This is a genomic window from Dokdonia genika (assembly GCF_042652845.1).
In the GTDB taxonomy this organism is placed as follows: Bacteria; Bacteroidota; Bacteroidia; order Flavobacteriales; family Flavobacteriaceae; genus Dokdonia; species Dokdonia donghaensis.
Genome location: NZ_JBHSHB010000007.1, coordinates 21923 through 38434, shown reverse-complemented (window position 1 = coordinate 38434; position 16512 = coordinate 21923). Strand labels below are relative to the sequence as shown.

General features: G+C 38.7%; 19 protein-coding genes. 6 read left to right on the top strand and 13 right to left on the bottom strand.

Annotated features, from left to right (window positions below; translation table 11 throughout):
* Positions 1-76: 76 nt before the first annotated feature.
* Complete coding sequence (locus tag ACFO5T_RS01035) at positions 77-724, bottom strand: 4'-phosphopantetheinyl transferase family protein (protein ID WP_380031309.1); 648 nt, start codon at positions 722-724, stop codon at positions 77-79.
* Between the two features lie 72 nt (positions 725-796).
* Here ACFO5T_RS01035 and ahcY point away from each other — a divergent pair, with 72 nt between their 5' ends.
* Positions 797-2113 (top strand): adenosylhomocysteinase, encoded by a 1317-nt coding sequence (gene ahcY / locus ACFO5T_RS01030; protein WP_038598563.1) that lies wholly within the window; start codon positions 797-799, stop codon positions 2111-2113.
* Positions 2114-2254: 141 nt separating this feature from the next.
* Positions 2255-2758, top strand: a complete 504-nt coding sequence (locus tag ACFO5T_RS01025; protein WP_380031306.1) for a DUF6252 domain-containing protein — start codon at positions 2255-2257, stop codon at positions 2756-2758.
* 75 nt (positions 2759-2833) lie between these two features.
* Here the strand turns inward: ACFO5T_RS01025 and ACFO5T_RS01020 are convergent, their stop codons facing one another.
* A complete protein-coding gene (locus ACFO5T_RS01020) occupies positions 2834-3712 on the bottom strand; it encodes a hypothetical protein (protein ID WP_380031304.1) in 879 nt (292 codons plus the stop codon).
* A 186-nt stretch (positions 3713-3898) separates the two neighbouring features.
* Here ACFO5T_RS01020 and ACFO5T_RS01015 point away from each other — a divergent pair, with 186 nt between their 5' ends.
* Positions 3899-4108 carry a TM2 domain-containing protein gene (locus tag ACFO5T_RS01015; protein ID WP_380031302.1) on the top strand — a complete coding sequence of 70 codons (210 nt, stop codon included), beginning with the start codon at positions 3899-3901 and terminating at the stop codon, positions 4106-4108.
* Positions 4109-4190: 82 nt separating this feature from the next.
* Here ACFO5T_RS01015 and ACFO5T_RS01010 read toward each other — a convergent pair whose 3' ends face one another.
* Positions 4191-4661 carry an Lrp/AsnC ligand binding domain-containing protein gene (locus tag ACFO5T_RS01010; RefSeq protein WP_035326699.1) on the bottom strand — a complete coding sequence of 157 codons (471 nt, stop codon included), beginning with the start codon at positions 4659-4661 and terminating at the stop codon, positions 4191-4193.
* A gap of 97 nt (positions 4662-4758) precedes the next feature.
* A complete protein-coding gene (locus ACFO5T_RS01005; RefSeq protein WP_380031299.1) occupies positions 4759-6129 on the bottom strand; it encodes a saccharopine dehydrogenase family protein in 1371 nt (456 codons plus the stop codon).
* An 80-nt stretch (positions 6130-6209) separates the two neighbouring features.
* On the opposite strand from ACFO5T_RS01005, the gene ACFO5T_RS01000 reads away from it, so the two are divergent.
* Together ACFO5T_RS01000 and pckA are read left to right on the top strand one after the other, a co-directional pair.
* On the top strand, positions 6210-6590 hold the full coding sequence (locus ACFO5T_RS01000; RefSeq protein WP_380031296.1) for a DUF423 domain-containing protein: 381 nt from the start codon (positions 6210-6212) through the stop codon (positions 6588-6590).
* Between the two features lie 74 nt (positions 6591-6664).
* A complete protein-coding gene (gene pckA, locus ACFO5T_RS00995) occupies positions 6665-8278 on the top strand; it encodes a phosphoenolpyruvate carboxykinase (ATP) (RefSeq protein ID WP_375252174.1) in 1614 nt (537 codons plus the stop codon).
* A 110-nt stretch (positions 8279-8388) separates the two neighbouring features.
* Here pckA and ACFO5T_RS00990 read toward each other — a convergent pair whose 3' ends face one another.
* From ACFO5T_RS00990 to ACFO5T_RS00955, 8 genes are all read right to left on the bottom strand, one after another.
* Entirely contained in the window at positions 8389-8940 is a 552-nt protein-coding gene (locus tag ACFO5T_RS00990) for a Riean_0653 family protein (RefSeq protein WP_380031293.1), read from the bottom strand.
* A gap of 22 nt (positions 8941-8962) precedes the next feature.
* Positions 8963-9508, bottom strand: coding sequence for a Riean_0653 family protein (locus ACFO5T_RS00985; RefSeq protein ID WP_380031291.1), 546 nt, complete (start codon positions 9506-9508; stop codon positions 8963-8965).
* A gap of 22 nt (positions 9509-9530) precedes the next feature.
* The gene (locus ACFO5T_RS00980) at positions 9531-10076 is read right to left on the bottom strand and encodes a Riean_0653 family protein (protein WP_380031289.1); all 546 of its coding nucleotides are present in this window, start codon (positions 10074-10076) and stop codon (positions 9531-9533) included.
* Between the two features lie 327 nt (positions 10077-10403).
* On the bottom strand, positions 10404-11288 hold the full coding sequence (locus ACFO5T_RS00975) for a DMT family transporter (protein WP_380031287.1): 885 nt from the start codon (positions 11286-11288) through the stop codon (positions 10404-10406).
* A 78-nt stretch (positions 11289-11366) separates the two neighbouring features.
* Complete coding sequence (gene gldD / locus ACFO5T_RS00970) at positions 11367-11930, bottom strand: gliding motility lipoprotein GldD (protein ID WP_380031285.1); 564 nt, start codon at positions 11928-11930, stop codon at positions 11367-11369.
* Entirely contained in the window at positions 11927-13249 is a 1323-nt protein-coding gene (locus ACFO5T_RS00965) for a gliding motility-associated protein GldE (RefSeq protein ID WP_380031283.1), read from the bottom strand. The genes gldD and ACFO5T_RS00965 overlap by 4 nt, the downstream gene beginning before the upstream one ends.
* A 22-nt stretch (positions 13250-13271) precedes the next feature.
* Positions 13272-13760: a single-stranded DNA-binding protein gene (locus ACFO5T_RS00960; RefSeq protein WP_038598589.1), complete on the bottom strand. Its 489-nt coding sequence runs from the start codon at positions 13758-13760 to the stop codon at positions 13272-13274.
* Between the two features lie 213 nt (positions 13761-13973).
* Positions 13974-14312, bottom strand: coding sequence for a T9SS type A sorting domain-containing protein (locus ACFO5T_RS00955; RefSeq protein ID WP_052084217.1), 339 nt, complete (start codon positions 14310-14312; stop codon positions 13974-13976).
* Between the two features lie 220 nt (positions 14313-14532).
* On the opposite strand from ACFO5T_RS00955, the gene ACFO5T_RS00950 reads away from it, so the two are divergent.
* A complete protein-coding gene (locus ACFO5T_RS00950; RefSeq protein ID WP_380031279.1) occupies positions 14533-15405 on the top strand; it encodes an AraC family transcriptional regulator in 873 nt (290 codons plus the stop codon).
* Here the strand turns inward: ACFO5T_RS00950 and mutY are convergent.
* Positions 15397-16446 carry an A/G-specific adenine glycosylase gene (mutY, locus tag ACFO5T_RS00945; protein WP_380031277.1) on the bottom strand — a complete coding sequence of 350 codons (1050 nt, stop codon included), beginning with the start codon at positions 16444-16446 and terminating at the stop codon, positions 15397-15399. The genes ACFO5T_RS00950 and mutY overlap by 9 nt on opposite strands.
* Positions 16447-16512: the final 66 nt, after the last annotated feature.

Genomic DNA, 16512 nt, shown 5'->3' with positions numbered 1-16512 from the left:
ACAATTAATTATGTGGATTAATAAGTGCTTGCTGTGAGAGTTGCTACAACACCTTTGAGTTATCAATAAATAGACTTTATAAACCGTACACGCAGGTAAAACCTTCAAACTCCATAAGATAAATTGCATAGGTTGAAGATGCTCCATTGTACACCACTCTTGCTGTAGTTTGTGAGGCGTCCATCTCAAAGTCTTGCACGTCTATATGCTTTAAGAAACTCAACCCCTCTTGATTATATAGTTTATATAGCGATTCTTTTGCTCCCCAGACATAGGTGAGTTTACGTATGCGAGCCTCAGAGCTGGTGAGAGTGTAGTACTCCTCAATAGGTGTAAACTTATGAGCTATGCGTAAAATCTTATCGCGCTGCTTCTCTATATCTATTCCTACTGGGTTATCACTTATAATAATAGCGGTAAATGTGTAGCTATGTGTTATAGAAATGTGTTTGCCATCGTGCAGGTGGGGCTTGCCAGATGGAGAGTAGTATAAGTCAAAATCTGTATAACCTGCCTCTGCGAGTAGGTGGCGTATGCTCATAAAGCCACGCTGGTGCAGGTCAGACTTCATACTGTCAAGTCTTTTTTGGCAATGCGGTGTAAGGATGTGGGTTTGTCCTTCGCCTAAGGGTAGGGTAGATTTAAGCGTTTCTAGACTTTCCTCAATCTTCCAGATATATACTTTTATAGTAGGGGAAACTGTTATCGTTTTGTAAAGAGGCATTAGAGTGTCTAAGTTATTGCGTAAATTTGCACCGCCTTAACGGGTCTATGAATTTAAGATAAAGATAAGAAAATGAGCAATAAGACAGTACCGTACGTACCGTACAAAGTAAAAGATATTTCCCTTGCAGCTTGGGGACGTAAAGAGATAGAACTAGCAGAGGCAGAGATGCCTGGGCTTATGTCTTTACGTGAGGAGTATGGAGATGAGCAGCCTCTTAAAGGTGCTCGTATCGCAGGATGTCTGCATATGACAATACAGACAGCTGTATTGATTGAAACTTTAAAAGCACTAGGAGCAGAGGTAACTTGGTCTTCTTGTAACATCTTCTCTACGCAAGATCAAGCAGCTGCAGCAATTGCAGATGCTGGTATCCCAGTTTATGCTTGGAAAGGAATGAATGAAGAAGAATTTGACTGGTGTATCGAGCAAACACTTTTCTTTGGAGAAGATCGCAAGCCACTTAATATGATTCTTGATGACGGTGGTGATCTTACAAATATGGTACTTGACCGTTACCCAGAACTAGCAGGAGACATAAAAGGACTTTCTGAAGAAACTACAACGGGTGTACACCGTCTTTACGAGCGTGTAAAGAATGGAACGTTACCTATGCCAGCTATAAATGTAAACGATTCTGTAACTAAGTCTAAGTTTGATAACAAATACGGATGTCGTGAGAGTGCGGTAGATGCTATACGTCGTGCTACAGATACTATGCTTGCTGGAAAGCGCGTAGTAGTATGTGGATACGGAGATGTAGGTAAAGGAACTGCAGCTTCTTTTAAAGGAGCTGGATCTATCGTTACAGTAACAGAAATCGATCCTATCTGTGCACTTCAAGCAGCAATGGATGGTTTTGAAGTTAAGAAACTAGAAAACGTAGTAGGTAATGCAGATATCGTTATCACAACTACAGGAAACAAAGACATCATACGCGGTGAGCACTTTGAGGCAATGCGTGATAAAGTAATCGTTTGTAACATAGGTCACTTTGATAATGAGATCGATATGGCTTGGTTAAACGGTAACCACGGCGCTACAAAAGATGAAATCAAACCTCAAGTAGATAAGTATACTATAGATGGTAAAGATATTATCGTTCTTGCAGAAGGTCGTCTTGTAAACTTAGGTTGTGCAACTGGTCACCCTAGTTTTGTAATGAGTAACTCATTTACAAACCAGACACTAGCACAAATCGAGCTTTGGAACAATAGCGAGAAGTATAATAACGAAGTTTATATGCTACCTAAGCACCTAGATGAGAAAGTAGCAGCATTGCACTTATCAAGACTAGGAGCAGAGCTAGAAACACTTTCTAAAGATCAAGCAGATTACATCGGTGTGACGGTAGAAGGACCATTTAAGCCTGAGTATTACAGATACTAGGTGCGAGTTGCACAGGCAGAACATTTTTTTCGCTTTCGCGAAAATATGAAATAGAAAAACCCACGTTTATAGCGTGGGTTTTTTATTGTCGTAGATTTATTTGAAACTGATTACTTTTGCTGTTCACTCAAAAAACATATAATGAATTTAAGATTTTTAAAGATTGCGGTACTATTACTAACATTTGGCTTCATAACAAGCTGTGGTGATGATGAAGGACCAGCAGAAGCGCCTAGTGTAAAATTTAGAGCCTCTGTAGGTGGAGCTACATTTATCTCAGACACCCCGACGGCAGTACTAAGTAATGATGGGAGACTCTTTGTAGTAACCGCTACAAACGACATAGGAAGCGAGACATTTACCCTCACAGTAGGTTCTTCAAATCCAGATGCGCCCTTAGTGATGGAACAATCATATAACACAGCAAGTGAAACATTACCAGCTTCTATACAATTTGAAACAGGAGGGGTAACTTATAAAACAAATCTAGAAACTGTAGGTGCAATAAATCTTAACAGTTTTGACCTAGACCTTAATTTTGTTTTTGGATCATTTAATGGAGATTTAGAAAACGTCGCCGTGCCAGATGAGTTACTATTTGTAACAAGCGGAAATATGACAGGCATAGAGATAAGCGTGCAGTAAAAACACGTAACTCTCTTAAAGTTTAAAGCCCTTATGTTATAAAACATAAGGGCTTTATTAATTTTGGAAGTGTGCTTATTGCTTTACAAGTGTAAGCGCTGCTTTTTCACCAGTTTTGAGGCTCGTCCTTGTGGTTATAAGACTTGGCCCGTCTTTTACTTCTACCTTTACGGTGTTAGGTGATGAGGTTCCTTCATTTACAGCCTCTACACGCACGACAGCGGTATTATTTATAATAGTTACGGGTATGTTTTTCTTCTCACGAGTGATAGCGTAGTTCTCAAGTATAAGCTTGTCGTCTACGTATAGATTAATACGGTCATTATCTACTTTTCCAGAGTCGTAAATAGAAATTGTTAACTCCTTACTCTTTGCAAATATGTTGAGGTTTTCGTCTTTTCTTACTACGCTCATAGTAAGTGTGTCTACAGATCGCTTTGCAGAAATTTTATCCTTTACTTCTTGACTTAGTTTTTTAGACTTTTGTATTCTTTCGTCTAGTTTTGCAATACGCTCTTGTACTCTTTCTGATGCGGCCATTATAAGCATCCCGTCTAGGCAAGCTGTTTTGTCTGGATACAACCCTTTAAAATCACCGCTAAATGCTTTGTTTTTTTCTAGATTGCGCATTCTAGTAGAAAAATTAACTAGACACATATCAATTTCTCCTAGCGGAGATTTTGTGTAGATGATATCATATTCGGCAAAAGAGAATTCTTTTTTATCACTGTCATAAGTACCTTTTATATTAGACTTAGTCTCGTGCTTACCACCTAGGTCAGACATCGAGTAACCTTGTATCTTCCCATCTAACTCTTCAAAGGCTAGCTTGTATGATATAAAAGCAGAGTCATTAAGCTTAATGACTCCTGTGTACTCATAATCATCGAGTTGACTAAAAACTGTAAAGCTAGAAAACGATAAAATAAAAAGTAATGTAGCTTTTAAAGTCATATAATTATTTTGAGTACATTTATTCATAGATAATCAATTCACATCCAAATTATGAGACTCAAAATTACATTATTATTTGCGTTTGTACTGCTTTCAGTTACAAATACCTATGCTGGATTTCCAGTATAGAGAACAGCTGTTGCAGCTGTAGAAGGTGTAACCCTCACAGAAGATGACACCGCAGAGGTGCTTACATCTCCTGCTGCTGTAGAGGCAGACCGCCAGCTTATAGCTATACTTCTATGGTTATTTTTAGGAGGTTTTGCAGGACACAGATGGTACCTAGGAAGCCCTATAGGGTGGAACATTTTATTTATCCTTACAGCAGGTTTCTTTGTTGTAGGATGGGTAATAGATGGTATTGAGATACTATCTGGTACATACCCAGGGCTATAATTTATAGTTTCTTTTTTATAAAAAGTAAAGCCTCTCCATATGGAGAGGCTTTACTTTTTATGAAATATATATAAGCTCTAGCTTATATTTTTATCTGTCTGTCTATTTGCTGGTCTAGGGAGATAAAGGTTTCTGTACGGGAAACCCCGTCTATAGCTTGTATTTTCTTGTTAAGTAAGTTCATAAGATCCTCATTGTTTTTACAAAGAATCTTGATCAAAACAGACCAGTTACCTGTAGTGTAGTGACACTCTATAACCTCTGGTATATCCTTAAGCTGTCTTACTGCTCTTGCGTTATTTGCCGCACGCTCTAGATAAACACCTATAAAAGCCTGTGTACGATAACCCAGTACTTTTGGGTCTATAATAAATTTTGAACCGGCAATGAGACCAGATTTTTCTAGCTTACGTAAACGCTGGTGTATTGCAGCACCAGAGATACCCACTTTACGAGCAATCTCAAGTATAGGTTTACGAGCATCTTCCATAAGTTGGCGCAAGATAATTTTATCTATACCATCTATAACTAGTTCGTCTTTAACTATTTTCATCGCTTGTGATTGTAAATTGAAAGAGAAAGATACGTAATAACTTGTAATGTGTAATTGAGTTGCGTGTTTTTTGTGACGCTTTCGCGAAAGCGTAAAACTATCCCCCTACATTATCTGGGTTGTAACCTAGGTAGTCTACCTCGTACTCTTTAAAGGTGATGCCATACTCTTCTAGCTCTTTGAGAATAGGCTCATACACCTCGCGATTAATAGGTAGCTGAACGCCCGGTGTGGTAATCTCACCATTAAGTATGCGTAGTGTGGCCATTGCTACTGGGAGTCCTACGGTTCTTGCCATTGCAGTTTCTACTTGATCTTCTCCTATGTTTACCATAGTCGCATCTATTTGCTTGCGAGTACCATTGAGCTCGTAGCCAAATTTATGATACATTACAATCATATCTTTATCTTCTGGAGCGAGTGTCCACTTGTCTTCTAGTATGCGTTGTAGTGCTTGAGCTGGAGTGGCGTTTGTAAGTCCTAATTTTTTTGAAGGATTAAAAAGGTCTAGTTCTAGTAATTTATCCCAGAGCAAGTCATCTTGGTCAATTTTAAGGTAGTGACGTAGCTTGAGCTCTACAGAGTCTGTAGGTGAGTAAGGTAAGAAAAGGTTTGTATAATCACGATAGCTCATCGTCTCTGTGTCTTGTAGCGTATAACTATCATCTGTCATACCTAGTAACACAAATAACTGCCAGGCACGTGAGAAACCTACTCGACGTATGGTACCTCGGTAAAGCGTAGGGATGTCATCAAGGCCATATATAGAGCGATACTTAAGGGAGTTGCGGTTTGCGTATCCTTCAAATCTTCCGTGGCCTTCTATTTCTAAAAATTCTGTACGTCTAAAGAGTCTTTGGTAAGGGATGTATTTATAAGTACCTTCTTGTATAAACTCTGCCGCACCGCCTTGACCGGCAAGTACCACATTGCGAGGGTTCCAAGTAAATTTATAGTTCCAGAGGTTTGTGTCACTCTCTGGCGCAACAAGTCCACCCGTAAAAGATTCAAAAAGTATCACCTTACCGCCTTTATCTCGTATGCGATCTAGCACCTGCATAGCACTCATATGGTCTATACCTGGGTCGAGCCCTATCTCATTCATAAAGACAAGCCCTTTTTCCTTAACAGCGGTATCTAGCGCTTCCATTTCTTTTGAAATATAAGATGCGGTCACCATAGACTTATTAAAAGTCACACAGTCTTTTGCCACCTCTATGTGAAAACGTGCGGGTAGCATTGAGATAACGATGGTTGCTTCTTGTATGGCTTGCTTTCGTTGTGTTTTGTCAAAAACATCTAGTGAGATGGCTGTCCCGTTATCGTGATTATTTATAAGCTTTTGTGCATTTTCAAGAGAGATGTCACCTACGGTAATGTGCAAATTTTCTGCTGCAGATTTATTGAGTAAATAGTTTACGAGTTGGCTAGTAGATTTACCGGCTCCTATGACTAGAATCTTTCGCATTGATGGTGTATTTTGTAGTTTTGTGTTTGATTTATGCAGGTTTAAATGTACACTTTTGCAAAGCATATAATAGTAAGATTATGGATAAAAAGTTACGTATAGCGGGTGCGATATTTGGGTTAACGGCTGTAGTTATTGGTGCCTTTGGAGCTCACGGGCTAGAAAAAGTTCTTGATACAGATGCACTTTCTACATTTGAGACAGGTGTAAAATACCAGATGTATCACGCCTTTTTGCTATTGCTCATATCTGTTTTCGCTTTAAGCGAAAAGTCAAAGAGGATACTTCTCATACTTACGGTTATAGGTATACTATTCTTTTCTGGCTCTATTTATGGGCTTGCTACTAATGATTTGACCAGTTTTAACTTCACAAAAATTGCTCTTATCACCCCTCTAGGAGGTACTTTGCTCATTGTGAGCTGGGTAATACTCCTAGTACAATTCATAAAATCTAAATAAAACAGCGAAAACGTTATAGTACCTAGATTAGACTTCTTACTTTTGTGTCATAAAACAACACAAAACTCATTGGTATGGTCGCAGATAGCTTAGCATCGAAGACACTCTCATTAGAAAAAATTGGCATAAAAAATGCCAAAATCAACTACCAACTTTCTCCCGAAAAACTACATCAAATTGCTGTAGAAAATGATATGGGTAAAACCGCATCATCTGGCGCTCTCGCTGTAAACACAGGTAAGTTTACAGGTAGATCTCCTATGGATCGTTTTATCGTAAGGGACGCAAAAACAGAAGATAAAGTCTGGTGGGGAGATATAAACCTCCCCTTTGAAGAAGAGGCGTTTGCAAAACTTAAAACAAAAGTTGCAAACTATCTCTCAGAAAAAGAAATCTACGTGCGTGATAGTTATGCGTGTGCAGATAAAGATTACAAACTCAACATACGCGTTGTAAACGAGTACCCTTGGTCTAATATGTTTGCATATAATATGTTTCTTAGACCTACAGAAGAGGAGCTTAAAGGATTTGACCCAGAGTGGACTATCTTAAACGCACCGGGCTTTCTAGCAGATCCAGCTGTAGATGGTACACGCCAGAGCAACTTTGCGATATTATCTTTTACAGAAAAAACCATCATTATAGGGGGTACAGGTTACACAGGTGAGATTAAGAAAGGAATCTTCTCTGCACTTAACTTTATACTTCCTGTAGAGAAAGAGACATTACCTATGCACTGTAGTGCAAACGTAGGTGATAACGGTGAGACCGCTATCTTTTTTGGACTTTCTGGAACAGGTAAAACCACACTCTCTGCAGATCCTGAGCGCAAGCTTATAGGTGATGATGAGCACGGGTGGACTAAAGATAACACCATCTTTAACTTTGAGGGTGGCTGTTATGCAAAAGTGATTAACCTCTCTGCCGAAAATGAACCAGATATCTACAATGCTATAAAACCAGGAGCCATTCTAGAGAATGTCATACTAGATGAGCAAGGTAATGTAGCTTTTGAAGATACATCTATCACACAAAACACACGTGTAAGTTACCCTATAGATCACATTGAGAACATACAGGTACCATCACTAGGTAAAAACCCAAAAAACATCTTCTTCCTTACGGCAGATGCCTTTGGAGTACTGCCTCCTATCTCTAAGCTTACACCAGGTCAAGCCGCATACCACTTTATAAGTGGGTATACTGCAAAGGTTGCTGGTACAGAAGCAGGAGTAAATGAGCCTGTACCATCATTTTCAGCGTGTTTTGGAGCGCCATTTATGCCGCTTCACCCTACAAAATATGCAGAGATGCTTAGTAAGAAAATGACAGAGGCTGGAGTAAATGTATGGCTTATCAATACAGGATGGACCGGCGGACCTTACGGAGTAGGATCGCGTATGAAGTTAAAGTATACGCGCGCAATGATTAAAGCTGCGATGGAAGGGAAGTTACCACAAGAAACTACGCACGATGACTATCACATACACTCAGTTTTTGGACTAGCACAACCACGTACGTGTCCAGGAGTGCCTACAGAAGTATTGAGCCCACGCGCAACGTGGAATAATGACAAAGGTTATTATGAAACAGCAAACAAGCTCGCAAGATCTTTTAAAGAAAACTTCAAGCAGTTTGAAGCATATGCAAGTGAAGAGATTATGAATGGACAGCCACCATTAGGCTAGATTAAAGACAGTTTAGTTGGTGAAAGGCGGTTTACTTCGGTAGACCGCTTTTCTTTTTTTACGCTTTCGCGAAAGCGTGAATCTATATAGTAAAAGTTGGTTTAAAAATGTTAGTTGGTATAATTAAGGTCAAAACGACCGTCTGTAATGGTAATCTCATTGCCATCATTGTCTAAGACCGTAAACGCAAAGGTTCCAGAGATGATTGAGTCATCAAAACGGGTAATCGTCAACACGCCAGGACTACTATTTTGTGAGTTGACTGCTATTAATTCATCAGGAAATGAAGTAAGTTCTCCGCAATAATTTGGGATATCGCAATTCAAAAGAGGGTAGGCATCACCTGTCTCAATAAGTATTGGGTTGTCAATAGATTGTATTCTAATTGAAGTCAAAGAATTACCCCCTCCTGATGATGCATAAATAGAAAGTGTATAGGCCCCATCTACAAATTGATAGAAAGCATTTGGAGCACTATTTCCAAAATTAGAAGGGATAAATGGCTCTCCATTTATAAGGCATCCCAGTGTCTGGGCTCCTGTTTGTGTTGCAGCGGGGAGCTCATCTAGGGGGTCTGTAGGGCCGTCATTGCCATTGTCATCATTATTGCAGTTAATCAAGAACAGTGATGCTAGTAGTAAAAGAAAGAATGTTTTTTTCATATGTATGTGTGTTTTAAAAATGTTAGTTGGTATAATTAAGGTCAAAACGACCGTCTGTAATGTTAATCTCATTACCATCATTGTCTAAGACGGTAAACTCAAAAGTTCCAGAGATGATCGAGTCATCAAAACGGGTAATTGTCAATACGCCAGGATTATCATCAGAAGGACTGCCTTCGATAACTGCTGATGCAGTATATTCAGCGAAATAATTTCCTGATGCGAAATCTAAGAGATTATACGAAGAACCTTCAATTATGATTTCTGGCACATCAACACAGCCCACTATAATCTGTTGGGATTCACTACCCCCTCCGGTTACACCAGAAATACTTAGTGTATAGGCCCCATCTACAAATTGATAAAAGGCATTGGGCCTATTAGCCCCTATGCTAGGAGGTACCCAAGGTTCCCCATTTATAAGGCATCCTAGAGTTTGCGCCCCCGTCTGGGTGGCAGCGGGGAGCTCATCTAGTGGGTCTGTAGGGCCGTCATCACCATTGTCATCATTATTACAGTTAACTAAGAATAATGATGCTAGTAGTAAAAAAAAGAATGTTCTTTTCATACATATATGTGTTTTAAAAATGTTAGTTGGTATAATTTAGGTCAAAGCGACCGTCTGTAATGTTAATCTCATTACCATCGTTGTCTAAGACGGTAAACTCAAAGGTTCCAGAGATGATGGAGTCGTCGAAACGCGTAATTGTTAGTAAACCAGGGTTTCCATCTGTAGTAGAGGTATTAAGTTGAAACTCCTCAAGCGTGACAGCGCCAAAATAATTATCAGGGTCATCATTTTGAAGGATATACGTGCCCGTTGTTATTTCTTCAACAACATCTATACCGCCGAATCGAATAGCTCTCGAAAATTGACCTTCTTCGGAGGTTCCAGAGATACCCAAAGTATAGGCACCATCTACAAATTGATAAAAGGCATTAGGTCTATTGGGTCCTATGCTAGGAGGCACCCAAGGCTCCCCATTTATGAGGCATCCTAGCGTTTGTGCCCCAGTTTGTGTTGCAGCAGGGAGCTCATCTAGGGGGTCTGTAGGGCCGTCATCTCCATTGTCATCATTATTACAGTTAACTAAGAATAATGATGCTAGTAGTAAAAGAAAGAGTGTTCTTTTCATACGTATGTGTGTTTTTATAATTTGTGTCTCTTAAGCTCATTGTAGAGAAGGAGTGTAACGCCTTTTAAAGACGCTGCTGTATCTCTAGTGACAATTTTCTTTAGAACTCTTTCAATTCTTTCTAAGCTATTTATTATCCTGCTAAAATATCTTAAGGTTTTCTTAATGAGGCTGTTTCTTAATGTTTAGATAACATTGTGAGGAGATTTTAATAAAGTGTTTCTCCCTTATAAATAGGGTAGCGACTCACTATTGAGAATGTAAACGTGGGGTAATATGCTTTCGCGAAAGCGTGAATCTACATAGTAAAAGTTGTTTTTACAGCGCTTATGCTTTTTTTCTGGCGCTATTACCTATATAAACGCCTACAAGAATGATAAGGGTGGCAATAAACTGAAGCATTGTAAAGGCCTCGCCATCTAGCAGTCCCCACATTACAGATATAATAGGCATCAAGTAGGTAACAGAAGAAGCAAAGACGGGATTGCTCATTTGCACAAGTTTGTTAAACATCACTTTTGCTAGTGCGGTGCCAAATATAGAGAGGATCACGATGTACCCTATAGACTGCTGTAGCGTAGCATCTGTAGTAACGGGTAAATCAAAAAACCCAGAAATAGCGAGTATAATTGCCGCAGGTATAATTAGAAAGACAAAGTTACCAGCCGCAATAGCGATTGCAGGCACTTCTTGTAGGTGTCTTTTTATAATATTTACATTAAGTGCATAAAAGGAGGCTGCTATAATGACCAGTGAGGCATACCAATAATTTTGACCTTCATTAATTTGAGCGCCTATATAAATAAGAGCCCCAGCACCCACAAGCCCTAAAAGTACGCCTATAAACTGCCGTTGTATAAATTGTGCTCCAAAGAGTAGTATCCCAAAAATAAATGCCAGTAAGGGTACGCTAGAGTTTAAAATACCTACTACAGCACTATCTATCTCTGTCTCTGCAAAGGCAAATAAAAATACGGGCAGCCCTGTGCCTAGTATACCGGTAATACCTATCCACTTCCAGTCTTGTTTTTTTATCTTTTTGAGACTTTTCCATCCAAAAAGCAATAACACCGTTGCCGAAAATAAAATACGTAAAGCCCCTAGTTGCAAAGGATCTAGACCTACAAGTCCTTTTTTAATAAGGATAAAAGAACTACCCCAGATAATGGATAAAACAAAGAGGTATATCCATTTTAAAGACTTGTTTGGCATTGCTTTGATTTAAGAATGCAAAGGTCGGCGTTTTTAAGGTAAAAATCTAAAAGGTTTGTGAGGTAAAGTAGGGCGATGTTATTTACGCCATTCTATACTTTCCATAAGGTGGCGTATGTCATTTTTGAGATATATGGCAGCAGGATAGATGCTATCATAATTAGGCCTTGCATTAAAATAAATAGACCCCGTAAGAAAGTGATTTGTACTATCTGTAATATAAAATTGAGATTGTGAGGCGGCATCTCCTTTTATATCATAAAACATCCCGTAGGCGTTTTGAGTCTCGTTTACATACTTTTCTTCAATAATATTATCTGCTTTACGCACGTGCTCATAGGTGAGTTTTTGAGCGTCATTAAGTAACGCATTTATGTTTTCATTTGCCCTTCGGTAGGTTAAAAAGATGCTACCATTTATAGTTGGGTAATCAATTACTGCAGAGCAGTCATTCTTATAGCGTACAATCCCTAGTTTGTTGAGGTCAAAATTATAATCACAGTCGCTAGCAGTAGCCTTGTAGCTAGGCTCAGGGTATGATAAACTAAGCTGGCTTTTAGGCTTTGGCAAGGTGTCGCCTCCACAAGAAATAAGTGATATGCTTACAATGATTAAGATGAGTATGGCTGCTTTGTTTTTCAAGATGTAATGGTAAATTTAATTTGCTTGATGCGCTTTTTATCTATAGCCTCCACAGTAAACGCATAGGTGTCATAATTTATTACCTCATTTTTACGAGGAAAGCCGCCAGATACTTCTAGTACAAAGCCAGCGATGGTTTCGGCCTCACCTTTCTTGTTTTCAAAGGTAGTGGTGTCTTCTAGTTTTATGATGCGATAAAAATCCTTGAGTGATGTCTTCCCATCAAAGATCCAGTTATAATCATCAAGTTTAGAATAGATAATATTTTCATCATCAAACTCGTCTGAGATGTCTCCCACAATCTCTTCTATAATATCTTCTAGAGAGATAAGCCCACTAGTACCACCATACTCATCTACTACGATGGCTAGGTGGTTTTTCTTTTCTTTAAACTCTGCGAGTAAGTCATCTAGCTTTTTATTTTCTGGCACAAAGTAAGGCTCGCGTATAAGTTTTGTCCAGTCAAAGTCTTTTCTAGTAAGATGTGGTAGTAAATCTTTTACATAGAGAATACCTACTATAGTATCTACACTCTCAGAAAACACGGGGATGCGGGAGAAACCATTTTCTGTAATCTCTTGAAGTACTTTTTGATAATCATCATCTTTATTAAGGGCAAAGACATCCATACGTGGTCGCATTACCTGTTTTGTATCTGTATTACCAAAAGATACAATGCCTTTTAAAATTTTTTGTTCCTCCTTTGTTGTGTCTTCTTCACTAGTAAGCTCTAGTGCCTGTGATAATTGATCTACATTAAAACTAGATTTTTGTTCACCTAGCTTGTTTTGTATCCATATGGTCGCGAGTCGCATAGGACTGCTTAATGGTGTGAAGATCATATCTAAAAAACGCAGCGGGTATGCCATTAGTGCTGCAAATTTCTTGTTGTTTCTGTTTGCATATACCTTAGGTAAAATCTCTCCAAAAAGTAATATCAAAAACGTGATAAGGACCACTTCCAGTAAGAAGCGCACGGGGATGGTAAGAATCTCTGCTGTAATATTTGCAAATATGACTTTACCCAGGCTGGCAAATAAGAGAACAATAGCAATATTTATAGCATTATTTGCTACAAGTATGGTTGCTAGTAGTTTTTTTGGTTTGGTGAGTAATTTTTTTACCACCATCATCTTGCGATCTGCAACGAGCTCTTCGGTTTCTAGTAAGTCACTAGGTGATAAAGAAAAAAAAGCTACTTCTGCACCACTTATAAGCGCAGAGCACGTGAGCAGTATAACAAGTGCCATAAGACTCAAAATACTTGAGGTGTCAAGGGCGAGTAAAAGTATAAGTAAGGGTTCGGGATCGGGATCCAAAGGTTCAAAAATTTAAATTAACTTAAAATGGCAAATCATCTACATCACTGGTGTCTGTAGTAGGTTGCGCAGGTTGAGAAGGTTGATTTGTATTATAAGGTTGCGCTTTAGGCTGTGCTGGTTGAGCAGCTTGTCTAGGTTGCTGGGCTTGCTGCCCTTGCCCTTGACTTTCACCTTTAGGTGTTAAGAAGGTAAACTCTTGACACTGTATCTCTGTAGAGTAGCGGTCCATACCTTTATCATCTGTCCACTTGCGAGTTTTAAGGCGACCTTCTACATATACTTTATCACCTTTTTTTAGGTATTTCTCGCAAATTTCGGCAGCTTTATTACGCACAACAATGTTGTGCCACTCAGTGTTACTTACGCGCTCTCCCGTGGTACGGTTTACATACTCTTCGTTAGTCGCTAAAGGAAATCTTCCTATACAATTACCTCCTTCAAAGTAATTCATCTTTACGTCATCTCCGGTGTGTCCTATAAGGATCACTTTATTTACTGTTCCTGCCATAGTATCAAATGTAATAAATATTGCGATGCAAGGCTGTTATGCTTTCGCGAAAGTTTACCAAAACACACTTGTATCACATAAAGAGATATAGAGTTCTAATCTCCCAAACTAACAGTGATACCTCACAATAAGACATAAAAAATCCCTAAAAGAACCACCTTTTAGGGATTAAACTAAGCATACTAATTTTTACACAAAATAAACTAGTCTTGTTTATCCGATAACCACCTCTTTGGTGTAACTCTTGTCACCGTCTTTTACTTTTACATAATACGTACCCTTGAAAGCTTTAGTAAAGTTAAAAGCCTTGTGTACCGTTTTTGTCTCTTCAATAGTTTCTGTAAAAACAATGCGTCCCATTGCGTCACGTACTACTACGTTTATAGGGCTTTGGTCAAGGTTAAGTAGGTTAAGATAAACTACCTCTCCGTCTGTTTTTAAAACTAAGCTCTCTGCAGATGTCTTAGGAGGATTGTTTAATCCTGTAGCATTAACTTGAATGCTTGTTACTAAAATCGCAAAGGCTGCTAGTAATTTGATTGCATTTTTCATAATATTTCAATTTAAAAGATTGATTTCTAATTTTTTACACTGCAAACATACGGTCGATTATAAGTTTCTACTACACGCATATTTTCAAATATATGTGTGAAATTAACACGGTAATGTGTTAATAAATCTTAAAATGTTAATTTAGTACATAATTGAGGTAAATCTCTAGTGATGTAAGGATTTAAACCTATTTAATTTTGCCTCGTAAAGCAGCTCTACTATGATTTTGCAAAAACCTACTTTTGAGTCTATTTCTCCAGATTTTGGAACCTCGTTTGCATATCAGAAGTTTGATGAGCGCACTACAAACGTTAATAATGTCTGGCATTATCATCCCGAGATAGAGCTCGTTTTTGTAAACGGAGGTACAGGGAGAAGGCAGGTAGGGAGTAACGTCTCTTATTATACTTGGGGAACACTTATAATAGTAGGGAGCAATTTACCTCACTGTGGTTTTACAAATGAGGATACGGGTAACAGCTGTGAGACCGTCATACATATGAAACCCGATTTTTTAGGAGCAGACTTCTTTAATATACCAGAGATGGCCAGTATTAAAAGATTATTGCACGTTGCAAATCGTGGGATTGTATTTTCTGGCGAGACAAAGGCTAGAGTAGGAGCGATGATGGAAGCAATGGAGCATCAAACAGATTTTGAACGTCTAGTATCACAACTCAACATCCTAAGTGATCTTGCTCAGACAGAAGAATATAGAATTCTCAATGCAGATGGATTCTCATTACTGTCTGATGTAAAAGATAATGACCGTATTAACCTAGTCTTTAATTATGTAAAAAATCATTTTAAAGAAGAAATACCGCTAGAAGATATGGCAGATCTTACAAGTCTTACCATCCCTAGCTTTTGTCGTTTCTTTAAAAAGATTACTCATAAGACCTTTACACAGTTTGTAAACGAGTACCGCCTCGTACACGCTTCAAAGTTACTTGCAGAGCAGCCCCTTAGTATCACAGAGGTATGTTTTGCCAGTGGGTTTAATAATTTCTCTCACTTTAATAAAAAATTTAAGGCCTTTGTGGGTCAAAATCCTTCAGAGTATAGAAAAGAGCTTAGAACCGTACTAGAGTAACTTCTCTATAAAATTCCCTATCAGCACTGGTACGGGTAGTTCGGTAATCCTATTTATAGGTGTGGCATTATCAGTAATTTTATCTACTGTTACTATCCAGAATGTGGTGTGTAGATGCTGGTGTGACAGTTTGTGTACAATAGGGGTGTTATTATATCTATCAATATCATTTATAACCAGATCTTGTAGTAAGGGGTGATTTTTTACGCTTTCGCGAAAGCGGGCTCCTTCTCCCTCTTGCAGTGCCGCAAGTTCTTCTATAACCGGAAACTCATACAGTCCCTGCCAGATGCCTTTGCCTGTGCGTTGCTTTATGATAGTTTGCTCTTGCTTATCTTTAATATATAGGTAGTGGAAATATTTGTGCTTCACCTTAGTCTTCTTGAGCTTTACGGGAAGCTCAGATACTTTATTTTGTTGTAGCGCCACACAATTGTCATTATATATACAGTGCAAGCAGTAAGGGTTTTGAGGTTTGCATTGTATCGCCCCAAACTCCATTATAGCCTGATTAAAATCTGCAGGGCGGTTTTCATCTATAAGCTCCTGCGCCAGTGCTTTAAACTCTTTTACTCCGGCAGTACTATTTATAGGAGTGTCTATGCCGTATACTCTAGATAGCACTCTATACACATTGCCATCTACTACGGCAGTAGGCTCATTAAAGCATATGCTTGCAATGGCACTAGCGGTATAATCTCCCACACCTTTAAGTTTTTTAATCTCCTCATAGGTGTTAGGAAAAACTCCGTCCATCTCTTCTACAATCATTTTTGCACTTGCGTGTAGGTTACGACCACGAGAATAGTAGCCTAGACCTTGCCATAATTTAAGCACTTCTTCTTCTGTAGCTTGAGCAAGATCTTGCACTGTAGGAAAGGCCTCTGTAAAGGCAATATAATACGGTAATCCTTGCGCTACGCGCGTTTGCTGAAGAATAATTTCTGAGAGCCAGATGTGGTAAGGATGGGTGGTATTGCGCCAAGGCATATCGCGCTTGTGTTCTAAATACCAAGTAATGAGTTTGTTAGAAAAAGACAATATAAAATAGGGTTTTATACAAAGCTAGATGTTATGTGTCTATTTTTTAAAAGATTATGTTTGATT

Bases quoted from the DNA above. Each gene is read 5' to 3' on its own strand.
- ACFO5T_RS01035 (WP_380031309.1), bottom strand. From the start codon at position 724: ATGCCTCTTTACAAAACGATAACAGTTTCCCCTACTATAAAAGTATAT.
- ahcY (WP_038598563.1), top strand. From the start codon at position 797: ATGAGCAATAAGACAGTACCGTACGTACCGTACAAAGTAAAAGATATT.
- ACFO5T_RS01025 (WP_380031306.1), top strand. From the start codon at position 2,255: ATGAATTTAAGATTTTTAAAGATTGCGGTACTATTACTAACATTTGGC.
- ACFO5T_RS01020 (WP_380031304.1), bottom strand. From the start codon at position 3,712: ATGACTTTAAAAGCTACATTACTTTTTATTTTATCGTTTTCTAGCTTT.
- ACFO5T_RS01010 (WP_035326699.1), bottom strand. From the start codon at position 4,661: ATGAAAATAGTTAAAGACGAACTAGTTATAGATGGTATAGATAAAATT.
- ACFO5T_RS01005 (WP_380031299.1), bottom strand. From the start codon at position 6,129: ATGCGAAAGATTCTAGTCATAGGAGCCGGTAAATCTACTAGCCAACTC.
- ACFO5T_RS01000 (WP_380031296.1), top strand. From the start codon at position 6,210: ATGGATAAAAAGTTACGTATAGCGGGTGCGATATTTGGGTTAACGGCT.
- pckA (WP_375252174.1), top strand. From the start codon at position 6,665: ATGGTCGCAGATAGCTTAGCATCGAAGACACTCTCATTAGAAAAAATT.
- ACFO5T_RS00990 (WP_380031293.1), bottom strand. From the start codon at position 8,940: ATGAAAAAAACATTCTTTCTTTTACTACTAGCATCACTGTTCTTGATT.
- ACFO5T_RS00985 (WP_380031291.1), bottom strand. From the start codon at position 9,508: ATGAAAAGAACATTCTTTTTTTTACTACTAGCATCATTATTCTTAGTT.
- ACFO5T_RS00980 (WP_380031289.1), bottom strand. From the start codon at position 10,076: ATGAAAAGAACACTCTTTCTTTTACTACTAGCATCATTATTCTTAGTT.
- ACFO5T_RS00975 (WP_380031287.1), bottom strand. From the start codon at position 11,288: ATGCCAAACAAGTCTTTAAAATGGATATACCTCTTTGTTTTATCCATT.
- ACFO5T_RS00960 (WP_038598589.1), bottom strand. From the start codon at position 13,760: ATGGCAGGAACAGTAAATAAAGTGATCCTTATAGGACACACCGGAGAT.
- ACFO5T_RS00955 (WP_052084217.1), bottom strand. From the start codon at position 14,312: ATGAAAAATGCAATCAAATTACTAGCAGCCTTTGCGATTTTAGTAACA.
- ACFO5T_RS00950 (WP_380031279.1), top strand. From the start codon at position 14,533: ATGATTTTGCAAAAACCTACTTTTGAGTCTATTTCTCCAGATTTTGGA.